This is a genomic window from Aeromonas sp. ANP5, from assembly GCF_963870295.1.
GTDB lineage: Bacteria > Pseudomonadota > Gammaproteobacteria > Enterobacterales > Aeromonadaceae > Aeromonas > Aeromonas veronii.
Window position 1 is genome coordinate 86643 of sequence record NZ_CAWMRY010000013.1, and the last position, 18442, is coordinate 105084.

Sequence of the window (18442 nt, forward strand, 5' to 3'; positions counted from 1 at the left end):
GACGAACACTCGTTGACGAAGCTGGCTTTTAGCAATACCGCGGCTGGCCTTGGGCTGTCAACTTAAACCTCTTCGCTACTCACGCCCAAATCGGCGCGCAAGGTCTTTGCAGAGCAGGTGGAGCATGTTCAAATCCCGCTGCGGCAGCATGGGTACCCGGTCCATCACCCATTGATGCAGTTTTTCATCCTGCGAAACTCCGAGTTCACCAAGCAATTCTGCTGTTTTGCTTTTGAGCACCCGAACCTGCCCGGCATTATCAAAATTTTCTGCTACCGCAGCGGCGCCGTCGGCGTTCAGCTCATCCATCAGCTGACTCATCTCGTAGGCGTAGAGCATGATCGCCTGCCCCAGATTGAGAGAGGGGTAGCTCACCTTGAGGGGCAGATAGCTGATGAGGTCGACCTCGGCCAGCTGCTCGTTGGAGAGTCCCGACTCCTCGCAGCCAAAAACGATGGCGACCTTGTTGAGTGAAGGCTTGCTACGGATCTGCTCGCGGATCTCCCCCGGCGTGAGGTAGTGCTGGTAACGGCCGCGTTCACGGGCGGTGGTGGCGATCACCAGATCCATGTCCGCCAGCGCCTCGGGCAGGGTGTCGAACGCTTCGGCCTGAGTCAGGATCTCCTGGGCACCGTGGGCCACCCAGCTCGCCTCCTCCTCTTCGTGTACCCGGCTAGCCACCAGTCGCATGGCATCGAATCCCATGGTTTTCATGGCGCGGGCTGCCGCCCCCACGTTCGCAGGTCGGGCAGGTGCCACCAGGACAAAATAGAGCTTCATCGGGTTTCCTCACAGGCCGGACGGCCTCTCAAACAGACAGCAAACAGTCGCTAAACCATCACCAAAACAGGGGCGCAATCTACCGTTTATCCCCGAAAATTGCCACTTGAACAGACGTTTGAATGTTGCGATAGTGGCCAGACGTGTGAACAAATTACACCCAATCCTTCGCGCTATCGGCCCGACAGATCACAAGGAAGAGAGAGATGCAGCAGCCATTGGAACAGGCCGTCGCCGAGACCATCTTGCAACGGTTCGAGTCGTTTTACAGCCGCTTTCTCGAGATAACCCAGGGCAGCAAGAGCCGCTTCGAGAACAGTGACTGGCTGGGGGTGCAGCTCGCCGGGCGCGAGCGAATTCGCCTCTATGACCACCATGTGGGGGCCACCGCCAGCTCCATCCGCCAGATGATGGGGGAGCACCACGCCACCCAGGAGCTGCTCAAGCGGGTCAAAAGCGCCTTCAGCGATCTGCTGCCCCGTTGTGACAACTTCGAGGTGGCGGAATCCTTCTTCAACTCCGTCTATCGCCGGATTTTTCGCCATCGCAATATCCGCGACGAGAACCTCTATATCCACCCCTTTGTCAGCCGTGGCGAAAAACCGGACCTGAGCGCCCTGCTGCGGATCTATCGCACCGATCTCGCCCATCTGCCGCAGACCTTGAGCCAGCTTTTGGGGGATTACAGCTTCACCCTCCCCTACGAGGACAAGCAGCGAGATATTGTCGACATCCACCGCCATCTTGCGGAGAACGGCCCGCAAATTATCCATGACGAGCCGTTTGCCATCGAGCTATTGAAAGAGGTGTTCTACCGCAACAAGGGGGCCTATCTGGTGGGACTGATCCGGGCCCGGGATCAGGTGTTCCCCTTTATCCTGCCCCTGCTCAGCACCGGCCACAGCATCTATGTGGATACCGTCATCTTCGAGCCGGATCTCGCCTCCATCGTGTTTGGCTTCGCCCGCGCCTATTTCATGGTTTATGCCCGCGAACCAGCACTGTTTGTCGCCTTCCTGCGCCAGATCATGCCCCACAAGCCCGATTACGAGATCTACAACGCCATCGGCTGCCAAAAACATGGCAAGACCGAGCTCTATCGCCACTACCGCCACCATCTGGCACAGAGTCGGGATCAGTTCATCATCGCTCCCGGCATCAAGGGGATGGTGATGAGCGTGTTCACCCTCCCCTCCTACGATGTGGTGTTCAAGGTGATAAAAGACGAGTTCACTCCCCCGAAGGATGTGAGCCACGAGCAGGTGAAAGCAAAGTACCGGCTGGTTAAACAGCACGATCGGGTTGGCCGCATGGCCGATACCCAGGAGTTCACCAACTTCGAGTTTCCGCTGGACCGCATCTCACCCGAGCTCCTTGCCGAGCTCAAGACGGTGGCGCCCTCGGCACTCACCATCAGCGACGACAAGTTGGTGATCAAGCACCTCTATACCGAGCGCAAGATGATCCCCCTCAACCTCTATCTGGACAAGGCGGATGAACAGCAGACCCGCCTCGCGCTGGAGGAGTACGGCAACGCCATCAAGCAGCTGGCGGCGGCCAACATCTTCCCGGGGGACATGCTGTTTAAGAACTTCGGCGTCACCCGCCACGGCCGGGTGGTCTTCTACGACTACGACGAGATCTGCTACATGACGGAGTGCAACTTCCGCCAGATCCCGCCACCGCGCTACCCCGAGGATGAGTGGAGCGCCGAGCCCTGGTACTCGGTGGCCCCCAACGATATCTTCCCCGAGGAGTTCGCCACCTTCCTGCTGCAAAAGCCGCAGGTGCGGGAGATCATGTTGCAGCTGCACAAGGAGATGTTCGACGCCAACTACTGGAAGATGCTGCAGAGCAACATCAAGGTGGGGGTGTTCGAGGATGTCTATCCCTACCGGCGCAAAAAGCGCTTCAAGTACCAGCGCGGCGGCTGATCCCGCAGCGCCCGCGCACATCGCAGCAACGAAAACGGGGTGGCCCAAGCCACCCCGTTTTGCTATCCGCTTTGCGCCTTAACTGCCGCGACGGCGGATCACCCCCTCCTGCATGGTGCTCGCCACCAGCACCCCGTCGCGGGTGAAGAACTGACCGCGTACCAGACCGCGACCGCTGCTGGCGCTCGGGCTGTCTACCACGTAGAGCAGCCAGTCGTCGAAGCGGAAATCCCGGTGGAACCACATGGAGTGGTCGATGGTGGCCACCTGCATATCCGGCTCCCAGTAGGACACCCCGTGGGGCTGCAGCGAGGTAAGCAGGAAGTTGAAGTCGGAGGCGTAGGCCAGCAGGTATTTGTGCACCCGCAGATCGTCCGGCATCTGGCCGTTGGCCTTGAACCAGACGTGGCGCACCGGATCCTGCACCGTCGGCCGAATGGGGTCGACCAGGGTCACCGGGCGCATCTCGATGGGCTGCTCGCAGAGGATCTTGTCGCGCAGGGAGGCCGGGATCAGGTTCTCGTAGGGGCGCACCAGCTCCAGCTCGCTCTTGAGCTCCTCCGGCGGGGTGATGCCGGTGGGCATCTGCGCCTGATGCTCGAAGCCGTCGGCCGGCACCTGAAACGAGGCGTTGAGATAGAAGATGGGCTTGCCGCCCTGAATCGCCTTGACCCGGCGGGTGGAGACGGTCTGGCCGTCACGGATATTCTCCACGTCATAGACGATGGGACGGGTCACATCCCCCGGACGCAGGAAGTAGGAGTGAAAACTGTGAACCTGACGGCCGGTCTCGACCGTCTGCTTGGCAGCTGACAAGGCCTGCCCCATTACCTGTCCGCCAAACACGGCCCGCAGACCGAGATCCTGGCTCTGGCCCCGAAACAGGCCCTCCTCGATTTTTTCCAGCGCCAGCAACGCCAGCAGCTCATCAAGTACCTTGCTCATCGTTCACTCCTCTATCAGAGCCGCACAGGCTAACAAGCTCACCGGAGCAGAGCAACCGCAGCGGCGAGTCTGCGGGCAAACAGACGACAGAAATGCCCCTCAACGTCTCACCAACCACCCTTTTGCCAGCCAGGGGAGTTGATACAAAAAGGCCCGCACCAGTTGGTGCGGGCCTTTGCTTGGCCGACTGCGCGCTCTTTGACGGCACACAGTTCGCAACGGGTTATCGGCTTACTTGCTGCCGGTGCCGGAGTTGCGGGTCGAGGCTTGCGGCTTGCGACGGGCGGTGGTGGCGCGAGCACGCGGCTCTTTGCCCTGCATCTCTTTGTGACGCTGCACGGCGCGACGGATCTGGGCGGCCTGCTTGTGACGGCTGGTTTTGCCATCCTGCTGCAGATCGACCTTGGATTCGGTCTCCGGCGGCAGGTTGACCAGACCGCGCAGGTAGTTTACTTCCGGCAGTTTCAGCTCTTGCCAGCCGCCGCGCGGGATGCCGCGGTCCAGCTTGACATCGCCGTAGCGGATACGCATCAGGCGGCTCACCTGCACTTCCTGGGATTCCCACAGGCGGCGCACTTCGCGGTTGCGACCTTCGGTCAGGGTGACGTTGAACCACTGGTTCAGACCCTCACCGCCAGCCGGTTTGATCTTGTTGAACTTGGCGGTGCCATCTTCCAGCTGCACGCCCTTGCGCAGACGCTGCAGCATGGCTTCGGTGATCTCGCCAAAGACACGGACCGCGTATTCCCGCTCCACTTCGTGGCTCGGGTGCATCAGGCGATTGGCCAGCTCACCGTCTGTAGTGAACAGCAGCAGACCTGAGGTGTTGACGTCGAGGCGGCCGACCGCAATCCAGCGGGCACCTTCCATCTTGGGCAGACGATCAAACACGGTGGGACGACCTTCCGGATCGTGACGGGTACACATCTCCCCTTCCGGCTTGTGGTAAGCCAGTACGCGGCAGATCACTTCCTCTGCGGCACGGGTCTTGACCTGGTGACCATCCACCCGGATCACGGCGTTCACTTCGACGCGATCCCCCAGTGTGGCGACCTTGCCATCCACACTGACCCGACCTGCGGTGATCAGGGCCTCCATCTCACGACGGGAGCCGTGACCCGCGCGGGCCAACACTTTTTGCAGTTTTTCACTCATCGGGGTTACCTGATTGTTGATCGCTGCCCACTGGTAAAAGGGGCAACAGGGTTAACTGTAACAAACGCCGGTTGGAGCACTCGCCGCAGTTGAAAAATGTATATCTCGGTGACATCTGCACGCTTGGGCGCCATTCACCGGGCATCGCTCTCCCCGTCCACCGCAGAGGGCAACAGGGGTTGCAGCTCAGGATCCAGCTCGGGGAGCTGCTCCAGACTCTGCAGATTAAAGTAATCCAGAAACTCTCTGGTGGTGGCGAGCAGCTCGGGGCGACCGGCCACCTCTTTGTGGCCGATGCTGCGCACCCAGCCACGCTCTTTCAGGGTATTCACTATCTGGCTCGACACCGCCACCCCGCGGATCGCTTCGATCTCGGCCCGGGTGATGGGTTGGCGATAGGCGATCAGGGTCAGTGTCTCCATCACGGCGCGCGAATAACGCGGCGCCCGCTCGCTCCAGAGCCGCGAGAGCTCCTCGGCATACTCCTGACGCGCCTGAAAGCGCCAGCCGGAGGCGACCTCTTTGAGCTCGACGCCCCGCGAGCTGTAATCTTGCCTGATCTCGGCCAACAGTAGCTGAACATAGCGACTGGTCACCGGATAATCCGCCAGCACGCTGCTTTTCAGTTCGCTGACATTGAGCGGACGACCAGCCACAAACAGCGCCGCTTCGATCAGGGTCTTGAGTCGTTCAGTGGGCAGCGCCACGGTTGCCCTCCTCGCTCTGCTCGGCCAATGCGAAATGAATTGGTCCCAGCGGTTCTGCCTGCAGGATCCAGATCAGTTGCTCCTTGCACAGCTCCAGCAGGGCCAGAAACGTCACCAGTACCCCCATGCGCCCCTCTTCGGAGCGCAGCACCTGCTCAAGGCGCAGGGTCTGGCCCAGCGTGAGCATGGCGAGGATCTCCGCCATGCGCACCCGGGTCGGGATCTGTTCGCGGCGGATCTGGTGATGTTCGAAATGAGTCGCGCGTTTTACCACACTTTGCATGTAAAGGGCGAGCTCAACCAGCGAAACATCGGGCGCCAGTGGCTTGAGGGCGCCAAAATCGGGGGGCAAGGCAGCGGCGATATAAATCTCCCGCTCCACCCGTGGCAGCTCATTGACCCTCTCTGCACCTACCTTGTAACGCTCGTACTCCTGCAGGCGGCGAATAAGGGTCACCCGCGGGTCTTCCCCCTCCTCTTCATCCTCCAGCTCCGGCGCCTTGGGCAGCAGCAGGCGGGATTTTATCTCCGCCAGCCAGGCCGCCATCAGCAGATATTCGGCCGCCAGCTCAAGGTTGAGCCCCTGCATCAGCTCCACGTACTCCATGTACTGGGCGGTGATCTGCAGGATCGGCAGGTTGAGGATATCGAGCTGCTGGCGCCTGATGAGATAGAGCAGCAGATCCAGCGGTCCCTCGAAGGTATCGAGGAACACCTCCAGCGCATCGGGCGGGATGAACAGGTCCTGGGGCAGCTCGTGATAGGGCTGCCCCAGGACTTTCGCGATGGGTAGCGCGGCGCCAGTCCCCGTCTCGGCGGAAGGGACTGTCACCGGTTCAGCGACATCACTCAAACGGGGTCGGGTCTCCGGCACCGCGACGACGCAATACCGGCTCGTCGTCAGAGAAATCGACCACTGTGGTGGGCTGCTCGCCCAGATAACCGCCGTTGACCACCAGATCGATCTGCTTGCCCAGCTTGTCGAAGATCTCTTCCGGGTCAAACTCGGCCATCTCGGAGTCCGGCAGGATCAATGTGGTGGAGAGCAGCGGCTCGCCGAGTGCTTCCAAGAGCGCCTGGGCAATCTTGTTGTCCGGAATACGGATACCAATGGTCTTTTTCTTCTCGTTCATCAGGCGGCGCGGCACCTCCTTGGTCGCCTTGAAGATGAAGGTGTAGGCACCCGGGGTGTTGTTCTTGATCAGGCGAAACGCACTGTTGTCGACCTTGGCGTAGGTTGCGATCTCGGAGAGATCGCGGCACACCAGGGTGAAGTCGTGGTTGGCGTCGAGGCGACGGATGCGGCAGATACGCTCCAGCGCGCCCTTGTCACCCATCTGGCAACCCAGCGCATAACCGGAGTCTGTCGGATAGACGATGACGCCGCCGTTCTGGATGATCTGTACCGCCTGACCGATCAGTCGGGCCTGGGGGTTTTCCGGATGTACGTAAAAATGCTGACTCATAGCTTGTTCTCGCAATGGGGGCAGCAATACCTGCCCGCTCGTATGGTCACGGGTCAAAGACCCATGACACTACCTTAACCTGTTTGTGGCTGCTTCGCTGGCGCCGTTACCGGCTTGCCAGCAGCTCGGCATGCTGTTCGGTGGTGAGCCCAAAGTGACCGGGATAGGCCAACCAGACGGGCATTCCCTCTTTGGGCAGCCAGAGGTGGCGGCCCAGCTCGGTCCATTTGGAGGGGAAGTGAAAATCCGATCCCACCGAGATATAGAGGTCGTGCTCCTTGGCCCACTGGCCCAGATTGGCCCGCTCCTGTGGGCTCTGCTGGGGCAGCGAAACCTCCATGGCATCCCCACCTGCCGCCTTGAAGGCCACCAGCAGCCGCTTGATCCACTTGGCGGTGAGATCGTAACGGCTGGGGTGGGCCAGCACCGCCAGCCCACCGGCGGCATGAATGGCCGCGATAGCTTCGCTCATCTCGGGCCACTCGGCCGGGGCATACCCTTTATTGCCACGGCTCAGGTACTTTTTGAATACCTTCTGCATATTGTCGGCCACCCCGCGTGCCACCAGCACTCGGGCAAAGTGGGCGCGGGTCACGGCGGCGTCACCGGCGAGCGCCTTGGCTTCTTCATAGGTGCCGGGGATGAGGCACTTCTCCAGACGACGCCCGATTTCCAGCGCGCGCGCCTCGCGACGGGCCAGCTGACCGGCCAGAAAGTCGGTCAGTTGCGGATTTTTTTCATCCACCCCCAGCGCCACGATATGAATTTCGTGATGCTCCCAGCCGGTGGAGATCTCGACCCCGCTCACCAGTCGCAGCGGCAGTTGCTCGGCTTCGATGGTGCGGCGCACCTCATCAAGCCCGGCTAGGGTGTCGTGGTCAGTAACGGCTAATACCTCGACCTGTTTTTCGGCGGCGCGGCGCACCAGTTCGGCTGGGCTCAGCACCCCGTCGGAGGCAGTGGTATGGCAGTGAAGATCGAATCTCATCAGGTTATTCCGCTCTCGTGGTCAGGTCACCATTCATGGCAAATCGGTGAAAGAAGGCTAAAAAGCGACTTGACTTGGCCGCGGCTTTATCGTTTTCTGTAGGCACTTCATTGCAAACATCTTTTTACAGGACTTTATCATGCAAACGACTTCCATCCTGACCATCTGGTGGTGGCACACTCCCTGACATGCGGGCGTGTGGTCGTTGCTGTACCTGTAATCTGACAGCAAATTAAGAACCCAAAGAAAAAGCCCGCTGACCCCAGCGGGCTTTTTTATTATCCGGCAAATGGACCTGTGATGAAACCGAGAATTCAGACAAGCAAGCTGACCTGGCGATGGCGCCCCTGAACCAGCCACCCCGGACCAATTAAATTTTCAAGGAATTCAATGTCATGAACATCGGTAAACAGCATCACACGCAAGGGAACGCACTATGACAGCCACACATCGCCTTCCTCTGGGTGAATTCGATACCCTCAAGCTCAACGCCCCCTATGTGGCCGACCCGCTGGCGCTCTATACCCGCCTCTGTCAGGGCCGCCCCAACAACCTGCTGCTGGAATCAGTGGAGATCGACTCCAAGGCAGGCAAACAGAGCCTGCTGCTGGTAGACGCCTGCCTGCGCATCGAGTGCCGTGGTCGCACCGTGCGGGTTCGCAGCCTCAATGACAACGGTGCCCAGTTGCAAAGCCTGCTGGCCGAGCGGCTGCCTGCGGTGGTTGCCCGCTCGCTGGTAGATGGCGAGCTGCAGCTCGACTTCCCGGCCTCCGATCGGGAGCAGGACGAAGATTCCCGCCTCAAGGGGAGCAGCGTGCTCGACGTGCTGCGCACCCTGCAGCGGGAGCTTGATTGCCAGTTGGGTAAAGAGGCGCTCTTTATGGCGGGCAGCTTTGCCTACGACCTCATCGCCTCTTTTGAAGATCTGCCCGAAGTGCCGGAGGGGAGCAACGACTGCCCCGACTACTGCTTCTATGTGGCCGAGACCCTAATCACCATCGACCATATCGAACGCACCACTCAACTGCTGGCCTGCATCTTTGGCGGCGACAGCGACGAAAGCCAGGTGGAAGACAGATACACCCGCCTGACCGAACGGCTCACCGACTTCAAACAGATTTGCCAGCAACCCCTCTGCGCCGAGCTGACCACCCAGCCCCTGACCGGCGGCATGAGCGTGGACAAGAGCGACAAACAGTTCTGCGCCGAGGTGGAGAAACTCAAGGGCTTTATCCGCCGTGGCGACATCTTTCAGGTGGTGCCGTCCCGCTGCTTTTCCCTGCCCTGCCCGAGCCCCCTGGCCGCCTATCGCCGCCTCAAACAGACCAACCCCAGCCCCTACATGTTCTACGTGCAGGATGAGGGCTTCACCCTGTTTGGCGCCTCGCCGGAGAGCGCGGTGAAATTCTGCGCCGCCAGCCGCGACGTGGAGATGTACCCCATCGCCGGTACCCGCCGCCGCGGTTTCAACCCCGATGGCAGCATCAACCGGGATCTCGACGGCCGCATCGAGCTGGAGCTGCGTCAGGATGAGAAAGAGGTGGCCGAGCACCTGATGCTGGTGGATCTGGGCCGCAACGACATCGCCCGCATCTCGGAGCCCGGCACCCGCTACGTCAAGGAGCTGCTGAAAGTGGATCGCTACAGCCACGTGATGCATCTGGTCTCCAAGGTGGTCGGCACCTTGCGTTCCGACCTTGACGCCCTGCACGCCTATCAGGCCTGCATGAACATGGGCACCCTCACCGGCGCCCCCAAGATCCGCGCCAGCGAGCTTATTCGCATGGTGGAAGGCAAGCGCCGCGGCAGCTACGGCGGCGCGGTCGGCTACATCAACGGCGCTGGCGAGATGGATACCTGCATCGTCATCCGCTCCGCCTTTGTCAAAGAGGGCGTGGCCCACGTGCAGGCCGGTGCCGGTGTGGTCTATGACTCCAAGCCGCAAGCCGAAGCGGACGAAACCCGCGCCAAGGCGGCCGCCGTGCTGGCCGCCATCGCTGCCAGCCATGGCACCTCCCTGCAAGCCCTGAGCGCCCAGCAGGAGCAACATAAGGACGTGAGCCATGACTAACATCTTCCTGCTCGACAACTTCGACTCCTTTACCTACAACCTCGTCGACCAGTTCCGCTCCCTCGGTTATCCGGTGCGGATCTACCGCAACAGCCTGCCGGCCAGCCGCATCATGAGCGAAATCGCCGCCTGTGAAGGGGATGCGGTGCTGGTGCTCTCGCCGGGGCCGGGCGCCCCCCACGAGGCGGGCTGCCTGATAGACCTCATCAAGCTGGCTCGTGGTCAGGTGCCCATCCTCGGTATCTGCCTCGGCCATCAGGCTCTGTGCGAAGCCTACGGCGGCACCGTCGGCGCGGCGGGTGAAATCGTCCACGGCAAGCGTTCGCTGATTGAGCACAACGGCCACGGCGCCTTCGCCGGCCTGCCGAGCCCGCTGCCGGTGGCCCGCTACCACTCGCTGGTCGCCACCTATGTACCGGAAGAGCTGACGGTGATTGCCCACTATCAGGGCATGCCCATGGCCATCGAGCAGCAGGATGAGCGGGTTCTGGGCTTCCAGTTCCACCCGGAATCCATCATGACCTCGGAAGGGGCCCGTCTGCTGACCCAGGCGCTCGCCCATATCACCCGTCCAGAAAGCAGCGTGCGGTAAGGAGACCAACATGCATCAACATCTCAACACCCTCTATCAGGGTCAGTCTCTAAGCCGTGAAAGTACCCGCGACGCCTTCGGTCAGGTGGTACGTGGCGAAGTGGACCCCATCGTGCTCGCAAGCCTGCTGACTGCCCTCAAGATCAAGGGGGAGACCCCGGAGGAGATCGCTGGCGCCGCCGAAGCGTTGCTGGCGGAAGCGCGCGACTTCCCACGTCCGGATTATGAGTTTTGCGACATCGTCGGTACCGGTGGCGATGGCCTCAACACCATCAACGTCTCCACCACCTCGGCGCTGGTCGCCGCCGCCTGCGGCCTGAAAGTGGCCAAGCACGGCAACCGCTCGGTTTCGAGCAAGTCGGGTTCGAGCGATCTGCTGGACAAAATGGGCATCAAGCTCGACATGAGCCCGGCGCAAGCGCGCCGCTGCCTCGATGAGCTCGGCATCTGCTTCCTGTTCGCCCCCCAGTACCACGCCGGGGTGCGCCACGCCATGCCGGTACGTCAGGCCCTCAAGACCCGTACCCTGTTCAACGTGCTGGGGCCGCTTATCAACCCCGCTCGTCCCACCTATCAGCTGATGGGGGTCTATGCCCCCGAGCTGGTGCGCCCCATCGCAGAAACCCTGCTGGCACTGGGGCTGAAAACCGGTATGGTGGTTCACGGCGCCGGGCTCGACGAGATTGCCATCCATGGCCCGACCCAGGTGGCCCAGATCCGTGACGGCGAAATCCGTGAATTTATGATCACCCCGGCTGACTTTGGCCTCGAGACCTATCCGGTGAGCGCCATTCAGGGTGGTGAGCCTGAAGAGAACCGCGCCATCACCGCCGCCATTCTGGAAGGGCGTGGCACTCCGGCTCACAACGCCGCCATTGCCGCCAATGTGGCGCCGCTGCTGCTGATGGCGGGCAAGGCGACCGATCTCAAGAGCGCGGCGGCCGAGGTGCTGGCGGTGCTGGCGAGCGGCAAGGCAGCGGATCTGGCTGCTCGGCTCGCCACTTTGAGCCATCAGGAAGCGGGCCATCAGGAGGCATGATGTCAGCCACCATGTCGCACAGCAGTCATTCAGAACGCCCGCAGGGCAAGAGCCAGTTTCGCAAGGATAACGAGATGTCAGACCTTATTGCCCCCCATGCTTTTCTGAACATGCCCTCCATCAGCCAGACCATTCTCGGCAAGATCGTGGCGGCCAAGCAGGAGTGGGTTGCCGCCCGCAAGCTGGCCCAGCCGCTGGAGAGCTTCCAGAACGCGCTGACCCCAAGCGATCGGGATTTCGTCGGGGCACTCAAGGCGGGCTCCACCCGCTTTATTCTGGAGTGCAAGAAGGCCTCCCCCTCCAAGGGCTTGATCCGCGACGATTTCAGCCCGGAGGCCATCGCCGACATCTATGGCAAATACGCCACCGCCATCTCGGTGCTGACCGACGAGAAGTTCTTTCAGGGGGATTTCGCCTTTTTGCCGCGGGTGCGCAGCCGCGTATCGCAGCCGGTGCTCTGCAAGGATTTTATGATTGACCCCTATCAGGTCTATCTGGCCCGCCACTATCAGGCAGACGCCATCCTGCTGATGCTCTCGGTGCTCACCGACGAGGGCTATCGCGCCCTGTTCGCGGTGGCCAAGGAGCTGGGTCTTGGCGTGCTCACCGAGGTGAGCAATGAAGAGGAGCTGACCCGGGCCATCGCGTTGGGTGCGCCGGTCATCGGCATCAACAACCGGGATCTGCGCGACTTGAGCGTCGATCTCAACCGCACCAAACAGCTGGCTAAAGATATTCCGAGCGATCGGGTGGTGATCAGCGAGTCCGGCATCAATCACCGCGCTCAGGTGGCGGATCTGCGCCACCATGCCAAGGGCTTTCTGGTGGGCTCGTCATTGATGGCCGAGCCGGATCTGGAGGCGGCTGTGCGCAAGCTGGTGCTGGGTCAGAACAAGGTGTGCGGCCTGACCCGCGCCGAGGATGCCGCCGCTGCCCATCAGGCGGGTGCGGTATTCGGGGGTCTTATCTTTGTGGCGAAAAGCCCGCGCTATGTTGACATTCCCGCCGCCCGCGCCGTGATGGCGGGCGCGCCGCTCGCCTATGTCGGGGTATTTCGCAACGCCCAGCCCGCCACCATCGCCAAGACAGTGGATGCGCTGGGGCTCGCCGCGGTGCAGCTGCACGGCGATGAGGATGCAGCCTATATCCATACCCTGCGGCCGCTGCTGCCCGCTGGCTGCCAGATCTGGAAGGCCGTAGGCGTCTCTCTCGGCAAAGAAAGCGGCGAACCGCTGCCCGCCCTCGACTACCCGGCGGATCGCCTGCTGCTGGATACGAAAGTCGGCAGCCAGAGCGGCGGTACCGGTCAGGCGTTCGACTGGGCCCTGCTGGCCCATCTCGATAAAGCCAAGCTGATGCTGGCGGGGGGGCTCAACCCCGACAACGCCCTGCAGGCGGCGCAAGTGGGCTGCCTCGGCCTTGATTTCAACTCCGGGTTGGAGAGTGCCCCGGGCCAGAAGGATGCACACAAGATAGCAGCCGCCTTCGGCGCACTGCGCAACCTGTAACGCAACCCTTTTTGATATTTCGATTTAGCTAATACAAGGAAGAAGCCATGACCCTGCTCAACCCGTTTTTCGGTGAATTTGGCGGTATGTATGTACCCCAAATCCTTATCCCGGCCCTGCTCCAGCTGGAGAAGGCCTTCGTCGATGCCAAGGATGACCCGGCCTTTATCGCCGAGTTTCAGTCCCTGCTGACCGAGTATGCCGGTCGCCCGACTCCGCTCACCCTCACCCGCAATCTGACCAAGGGCACCAAGACCCGCCTCTATCTCAAGCGTGAAGATCTGCTGCACGGCGGCGCCCACAAGACCAACCAGGTGCTGGGTCAGGCGCTGCTGGCCAAGCGGATGGGCAAGAACGAGATCATCGCCGAGACCGGCGCCGGTCAGCATGGCGTCGCCACTGCGCTGGCCTGCGCCCTGCTCGGCCTCAAGTGCCGGGTCTATATGGGGGCCAAGGACTGCGAGCGCCAAAAGCCCAACGTATTTCGCATGAAGCTGATGGGCGCCACCGTTATTCCGGTGCACTCCGGCTCGTCTACCCTGAAAGATGCCTGCAACGAGGCGCTGCGCGACTGGGCCGCCAACTACGAGTCGGCCCACTACCTGCTCGGCACCGCCGCGGGCCCCCACCCCTTCCCCACCATCGTGCGGGAGTTCCAGAAGATGATCGGCGAAGAGGCCAAGGCCCAGTGCTTCGAGAAGGAAGAGCGACTGCCCGATGCGGTGATCGCCTGTGTCGGCGGCGGCTCGAATGCCATCGGCATGTTTGCAGACTTTATCGATGAGCCATCGGTGCGCCTTATCGGCGTCGAGCCGGGTGGTCACGGCATCGAGAGTGGCGAGCACGGTGCGCCGCTCGGTCACGGCAGCAAGGGGGTCTTCTTTGGCATGCACTCCTACCTGATGCAGGACAATCAGGGCCAGATTCAGGAGTCCTACTCCGTTTCGGCGGGGCTGGACTTCCCCTCCGTCGGCCCGCAGCACGCCCATCTGGCCGCCATCGGCCGCGCCGAGTACCCCTCGGTGACCGACAAGGAGGCGCTGAACGCCTTCCAGGAGCTGGCCAAATCCGAAGGCATCATCCCTGCGCTGGAGTCCTCCCACGCACTGGCCCACGCCCTCAAGATGGCCCGCAGTGAACCGGAAAAAGAGCAGGTGCTCATCGTCAACCTCTCCGGCCGTGGCGACAAAGATATCTTCACCGTTGCCGACATCTTTGAAAAAGAAGGAACCTTGTCATGAACCGTTACGCACAACTCTTCTCCCGTCTGGACGACGCTAATCAGGGCGCCTTTGTGCCGTTCGTGATGCTGGGTGACCCCACCCCCGAATTGTCGCTATCCATCGTCGATGCGCTGGTAGAAGGGGGCGCCGATGCCCTCGAACTCGGCATTCCCTTCTCCGATCCGGTGGCAGACGGCCCCACCATTCAGGGCGCCGCTCTGCGCGCCTTTGCCAGCCACACCACCCCGGACGACTGCTTCGAGCTGCTCGGCCGCATCCGCGCCAAGTACCCGCAGCTACCCATTGGCCTCTTGGTCTACGCCAATCTCGTCTATGTGCGCAAAATCGATGGCTTCTACGAGAAGTGCCAGCAGGCTGGCGTGGATTCGGTGCTGGTTGCCGACGTGCCGGTGCAGATGTGCGCCCCCTACAAGGCGGCCGCCGACAAGTTTGGCATCGACAGCATCTTTATCGCGCCGCCCAATGGCGACGCCGAGACCCTGAAACAGGTGGCGGAGCTCGGCAATGGTTACACCTATCTGGTGAGCCGCGCTGGCGTCACCGGTGCCGAGACCAAGGCCGGCATGCCGGTGGAAGGGCTGCTCAATACCCTGCGCGAGTTCAAGGCGCCCCCCGCCCTGCTCGGCTTTGGCATCAGCGAACCGGTTCAGGTGCGTGAAGCCATCGCCGCTGGCGCCGCCGGTGCCATCTCCGGCTCCGCTGTGGTGAAGATCATCGAGACCCACCACCAGAGCCCGGAACATATGCTGACTCGTCTGAAGGAGTTTGTGGAAGGGATGAAGGCTGCAACCAATCGTTAAGGCGGCATGGGTCAAATGCCATTGGCCGTTTCTGAAGAAAGGGAGCCTGATAGGCTCCCTTTTGTTATCCGGCTTCAACGGTTGGTACCTCTGTAGGTCTGATTAGCGAAGCGTAATCAAACGTTAGCGGTGTTGATGTGGTGGCGTGGCTTCGCCACGCAGTGGCACAAATAAGCACAGCGCATTGCACTGCACTGCACTGCAGGAAATAGTCCGTTCCACGACGACAGACTCTCGCCATTCCAGAGCCGCTCGCTCGGCATCCTGCCTCGCGGCCTGGACAAGAGGCCTCGCCTCAGCGAACAAGAGGGGGATCAAAACCGTGCCAACCCGCAGCCCCGTCTAACAGCAGATATGCCCCCTCTCCCCTTGGAAGAGGGCTGGAGTGAGGGGGATTTTCGCATTTTTGCTCACTTAACAACCTACTGAAACGGCAGTTGCTCACTAATTAATTGAACCGGCTCAGATTTCTATCAACCCCCTCTTTCCATGTCTCAATCCGGCTCCTTATGATAGCAATCGACACTCCGTCACTAGGGAGAGCGTCATGACAGCAATTGTTGCTATCTCGCAGGTGAAAAGCAGCAGACTGGGGGCTGAAACTCAGGGGCGGTAGCCTTGCTGACGTCTGGCCACCACCGATGAAGAAACCTAGCGAATACGCTCAGGTATCAGAGTCAGATTGGTAATATTTAATTTTTTCGTGGCAACTATCAGAGCAGATCAGGGCAGAACGGTGTTACATGGGAGGCTCTGCTACCGGATTAGTGCCGTCTTCTATCTAATCACTGTTAGCGAGAGCAACTACAGAACAGCCCATAAGTTATAAGAAAATAATTATCATATTTAACAGAAGTAACATGGAGAAAAAAGTAATGAGTGATTATATGGATTTCCTTGGTGATAGTTACAACGAGGAATGTAGTGGTCAAGTAAAACTGGCCACTACAAAGATACGAAACAGGCAACGGCATAACACTTTGCCAATGCTGCCATTCCAAGATACATAGAACTTTTAACGGACGTCCCGATTTAGGACTTCGAATGGACACGCAAGGAGGCGAGAACATCGAAGAAATGATTGAACTCCTTGGCTATCTTGCCTCAGATGCACAAGAACGCGAAATCCTGTGTGACAAGTACTACTTCTTAAGCGATCAATACCTGAACACATGCAAGAATTTTCAGGGTATTGAGAACAGCATCATGTTCCATGGTACGCGTCTTGAGCAAGCCTACTGGATCTGGCGTCAAACGCCCCGCCAAATGCTTAAGGCAGTCCTCTCTGCGAACGGCATAGATCTCCCACCAAACTTCGTCCAGCGCGGGCCGATCACATGGCTATAACCTTTCTCTGCCCGGGCTCTAACTCAGACGTTAGGCATCATTAAAAATTTACTGCAATATATTTTAATAGGTTTAAGTAGCAAATGAGATTAACGGATACGTTTATAGTTGGTAATACAGTTATTGAAATAGCACTTGCCGATATAACAACCATTGATGTTGATGTTATAGTCAATTCAATATGCGAAAGACTACATTTTGGTACTGGGGTGGCTGGTTCTATTATTTATAACGGTGGAAATAAAATTAAAGATGAGGTCTTAAATCATCTTGGCTTAGTCGAACCCGGCTCAATAATAGTGACGGGAGCAGGAGAGTTATCCTATAAGTCAATCTATCATGCGATCAGCTCCCGATGTGCAGCAGGAACTACTAAAGAGATCTTGATAAATTGTGTTCTTAACAGTCTGAATCAAGCAAGAAATGATGATGTTGAAAGCATTGCATTTCCTGCGTTAGGTACAGGTGAAATGGATTTTGATGTACATGAAGCCGCAAAAACTTTGATTAATACAGTAATACAAGATTGCATTGATGAAAATAAAATTAAACGTGTGGTCTTTTGTTTGCTTCGCCCTGATGGATTTACTGCTTTTTTTAGAGAAGCAGTTAGACAATGTATAATAAGAGAAACTCAATGCTTTAATGACTCTCATAAAGATGTTTCTTCTGAGACACATAATTTGATTAAAAGATTAGAGTTATGTTTACCTGGCCAAGCTTCATGGAAAGAATATGAGGATATTAGTGTTGAAATATTTGAATATTTATTCTCACCACCACTATCACCACCAAGAATACAAGAAGGAACTGAAAATGGACTTATAATAAGGGATGCGATATTCCCTAATTATGCTGAAGAAGGATATTGGAAGATTCTTGATGGAAGATATAAAGCACAAATGATTATACTTGAGTGTAAAAATTATACTAATCCTATAGACCAAAACGCAGTAAATCAAATTTGCAGATATTTTCAAAACAAAGCATTAGGAAAAGTAGGCTTTATCGCCAGCAGGGTTGATCCATCCAAGTCCGCGCTAAAAGCTAGAACAGAAGCATTTAGAGATACTGGTTGTATAATTATTTTCATAAGTGACTTTGATTTTGCACAAATGGTTGAATTAAAACGTGTCGGAAAAGCTCCCGATATATATATAAAGAGAAAAATCGAAGACTTTATACTAGCGTATTAGATTTAAAAAACCCACCAAACTTACACCTTCAATTAAATATCTAACAAGACATTCCAATTTGCCTTTTACTGTCACCAATTTTGGTTCCCAAAGTACCTTCACAGTACTCGGAGAATTAACCTTTGTTGATTTTTTAGCTAAAACACTCGACTTAAGACACAATGATAATACTAGATAAAATTCAAACAGGACACCCAAAAGAGCTCCTAACTAACTTAAAACGTAGAGTCACACAACTCGCAAATGGAAACTCATGGATACGAATAGGAATAACTGGTAACCCTCAAAAACGATGGGATAAATATATGAGTTCAGGACCTTGCTGGGACAGGATGGAACTACTTTACAAAACAAGTTCATACACTCATATCGTAGAGATGGAAGCACAGCTAATAAGCCACTTATACCATAACGACAAGCTATGGAATTTTACAGGCGGTGGTGGCGGTTCCATATGGCCAGAACAAGGTTATTATTTATACTGCTTAGTTCGCAGAGACCGCTAATAATATACTCAAATACTGTTAACTTCGTTCGAAAAAAATCATGCCCGCCATCCCATCAATCCCAGCATCAATACAACCCCCGGCAGCCAGACCCAGTAGAGCTCGGAGAGGATCACCGCTTCGCCTCGGGCGGTGAGATAGGCCTCCAGCTTGAAGGGGGCAAC

At 58.2% G+C, this 18442-nt stretch carries 16 protein-coding genes and 1 pseudogene; 9 read left to right on the plus strand and 8 right to left on the minus strand.

The genetic code is table 11. From position 1 onward, the window contains the following. Window positions 1-75: 75 nt before the first annotated feature. Entirely contained in the window at window positions 76-780 is a 705-nt protein-coding gene (locus tag AACT07_RS09745) for a tRNA/rRNA methyltransferase (protein ID WP_064341568.1), read from the minus strand. A 206-nt stretch (window positions 781-986) separates the two neighbouring features. Between AACT07_RS09745 and aceK the strand changes: the two genes are divergently transcribed. Then, window positions 987-2714, plus strand: a complete 1728-nt coding sequence (gene aceK / locus AACT07_RS09750; protein WP_040065923.1) for a bifunctional isocitrate dehydrogenase kinase/phosphatase — start codon at window positions 987-989, stop codon at window positions 2712-2714. A 78-nt stretch (window positions 2715-2792) separates the two neighbouring features. Here the strand turns inward: aceK and tesB are convergent, their stop codons facing one another. The 6 genes from tesB to rnm form a co-directional block, all read right to left on the minus strand. Next, window positions 2793-3659 (minus strand): acyl-CoA thioesterase II, encoded by an 867-nt coding sequence (tesB, locus tag AACT07_RS09755; protein WP_005338122.1) that lies wholly within the window; start codon window positions 3657-3659, stop codon window positions 2793-2795. A gap of 231 nt (window positions 3660-3890) precedes the next feature. Next, entirely contained in the window at window positions 3891-4814 is a 924-nt protein-coding gene (gene rluB / locus AACT07_RS09760; RefSeq protein WP_005347347.1) for a 23S rRNA pseudouridine(2605) synthase RluB, read from the minus strand. Between the two features lie 134 nt (window positions 4815-4948). Then, entirely contained in the window at window positions 4949-5521 is a 573-nt protein-coding gene (scpB, locus tag AACT07_RS09765) for an SMC-Scp complex subunit ScpB (protein WP_005350230.1), read from the minus strand. Then, window positions 5505-6374, minus strand: coding sequence for a segregation and condensation protein A (locus tag AACT07_RS09770; RefSeq protein WP_069527492.1), 870 nt, complete (start codon window positions 6372-6374; stop codon window positions 5505-5507). Before AACT07_RS09770 ends, scpB begins: the two co-directional genes overlap by 17 nt. After that, window positions 6367-6987 carry an L-threonylcarbamoyladenylate synthase gene (locus AACT07_RS09775; protein WP_069527493.1) on the minus strand — a complete coding sequence of 207 codons (621 nt, stop codon included), beginning with the start codon at window positions 6985-6987 and terminating at the stop codon, window positions 6367-6369. Before AACT07_RS09775 ends, AACT07_RS09770 begins: the two co-directional genes overlap by 8 nt. 106 nt (window positions 6988-7093) lie before the next feature. Beyond that, entirely contained in the window at window positions 7094-7975 is an 882-nt protein-coding gene (gene rnm, locus AACT07_RS09780) for an RNase RNM (RefSeq protein WP_069527494.1), read from the minus strand. 436 nt (window positions 7976-8411) lie between these two features. Between rnm and AACT07_RS09785 the strand changes: the two genes are divergently transcribed. The 8 genes from AACT07_RS09785 (at window position 8412) to AACT07_RS09820 (ending at window position 17772) form a co-directional block, all read left to right on the plus strand. Next, on the plus strand, window positions 8412-10046 hold the full coding sequence (locus tag AACT07_RS09785) for an anthranilate synthase component 1 (protein ID WP_069527496.1): 1635 nt from the start codon (window positions 8412-8414) through the stop codon (window positions 10044-10046). Continuing rightward, entirely contained in the window at window positions 10039-10638 is a 600-nt protein-coding gene (locus tag AACT07_RS09790) for an aminodeoxychorismate/anthranilate synthase component II (RefSeq protein ID WP_005359135.1), read from the plus strand. The genes AACT07_RS09785 and AACT07_RS09790 overlap by 8 nt, the downstream gene beginning before the upstream one ends. A gap of 10 nt (window positions 10639-10648) precedes the next feature. Further along, window positions 10649-11677, plus strand: a complete 1029-nt coding sequence (gene trpD, locus AACT07_RS09795) for an anthranilate phosphoribosyltransferase (protein ID WP_069527498.1) — start codon at window positions 10649-10651, stop codon at window positions 11675-11677. After that, complete coding sequence (gene trpCF / locus AACT07_RS09800; protein ID WP_069527499.1) at window positions 11677-13185, plus strand: bifunctional indole-3-glycerol-phosphate synthase TrpC/phosphoribosylanthranilate isomerase TrpF; 1509 nt, start codon at window positions 11677-11679, stop codon at window positions 13183-13185. Before trpD ends, trpCF begins: the two co-directional genes overlap by 1 nt. Before the next feature lie 47 nt (window positions 13186-13232). Further along, complete coding sequence (gene trpB / locus AACT07_RS09805) at window positions 13233-14426, plus strand: tryptophan synthase subunit beta (RefSeq protein WP_069527500.1); 1194 nt, start codon at window positions 13233-13235, stop codon at window positions 14424-14426. Continuing rightward, a complete protein-coding gene (trpA, locus tag AACT07_RS09810) occupies window positions 14423-15229 on the plus strand; it encodes a tryptophan synthase subunit alpha (protein ID WP_069527501.1) in 807 nt (268 codons plus the stop codon). The genes trpB and trpA overlap by 4 nt, the downstream gene beginning before the upstream one ends. Before the next feature lie 1044 nt (window positions 15230-16273). Further along, window positions 16274-16576 (plus strand): hypothetical protein, encoded by a 303-nt coding sequence (locus AACT07_RS09815; protein WP_069527502.1) that lies wholly within the window; start codon window positions 16274-16276, stop codon window positions 16574-16576. Window positions 16577-16659: 83 nt separating this feature from the next. Beyond that, window positions 16660-17772: a macro domain-containing protein gene (locus AACT07_RS09820; protein ID WP_083249950.1), complete on the plus strand. Its 1113-nt coding sequence runs from the start codon at window positions 16660-16662 to the stop codon at window positions 17770-17772. Window positions 17773-18316: 544 nt separating this feature from the next. Here the strand turns inward: AACT07_RS09820 and AACT07_RS09825 are convergent. Then, a pseudogene (locus AACT07_RS09825) lies at window positions 18317-18442 on the minus strand (metal-dependent hydrolase); the annotation flags it as partial.

Bases quoted from the DNA above. Each gene is read 5' to 3' on its own strand.
- AACT07_RS09745 (WP_064341568.1), bottom strand. From the start codon at position 780: ATGAAGCTCTATTTTGTCCTGGTGGCACCTGCCCGACCTGCGAACGTG.
- aceK (WP_040065923.1), top strand. From the start codon at position 987: ATGCAGCAGCCATTGGAACAGGCCGTCGCCGAGACCATCTTGCAACGG.
- tesB (WP_005338122.1), bottom strand. From the start codon at position 3,659: ATGAGCAAGGTACTTGATGAGCTGCTGGCGTTGCTGGCGCTGGAAAAA.
- rluB (WP_005347347.1), bottom strand. From the start codon at position 4,814: ATGAGTGAAAAACTGCAAAAAGTGTTGGCCCGCGCGGGTCACGGCTCC.
- AACT07_RS09775 (WP_069527493.1), bottom strand. From the start codon at position 6,987: ATGAGTCAGCATTTTTACGTACATCCGGAAAACCCCCAGGCCCGACTG.
- rnm (WP_069527494.1), bottom strand. From the start codon at position 7,975: ATGAGATTCGATCTTCACTGCCATACCACTGCCTCCGACGGGGTGCTG.
- AACT07_RS09785 (WP_069527496.1), top strand. From the start codon at position 8,412: ATGACAGCCACACATCGCCTTCCTCTGGGTGAATTCGATACCCTCAAG.
- AACT07_RS09790 (WP_005359135.1), top strand. From the start codon at position 10,039: ATGACTAACATCTTCCTGCTCGACAACTTCGACTCCTTTACCTACAAC.
- trpD (WP_069527498.1), top strand. From the start codon at position 10,649: ATGCATCAACATCTCAACACCCTCTATCAGGGTCAGTCTCTAAGCCGT.
- trpCF (WP_069527499.1), top strand. From the start codon at position 11,677: ATGTCAGCCACCATGTCGCACAGCAGTCATTCAGAACGCCCGCAGGGC.
- trpB (WP_069527500.1), top strand. From the start codon at position 13,233: ATGACCCTGCTCAACCCGTTTTTCGGTGAATTTGGCGGTATGTATGTA.
- trpA (WP_069527501.1), top strand. From the start codon at position 14,423: ATGAACCGTTACGCACAACTCTTCTCCCGTCTGGACGACGCTAATCAG.
- AACT07_RS09815 (WP_069527502.1), top strand. From the start codon at position 16,274: ATGGACACGCAAGGAGGCGAGAACATCGAAGAAATGATTGAACTCCTT.
- AACT07_RS09820 (WP_083249950.1), top strand. From the start codon at position 16,660: ATGAGATTAACGGATACGTTTATAGTTGGTAATACAGTTATTGAAATA.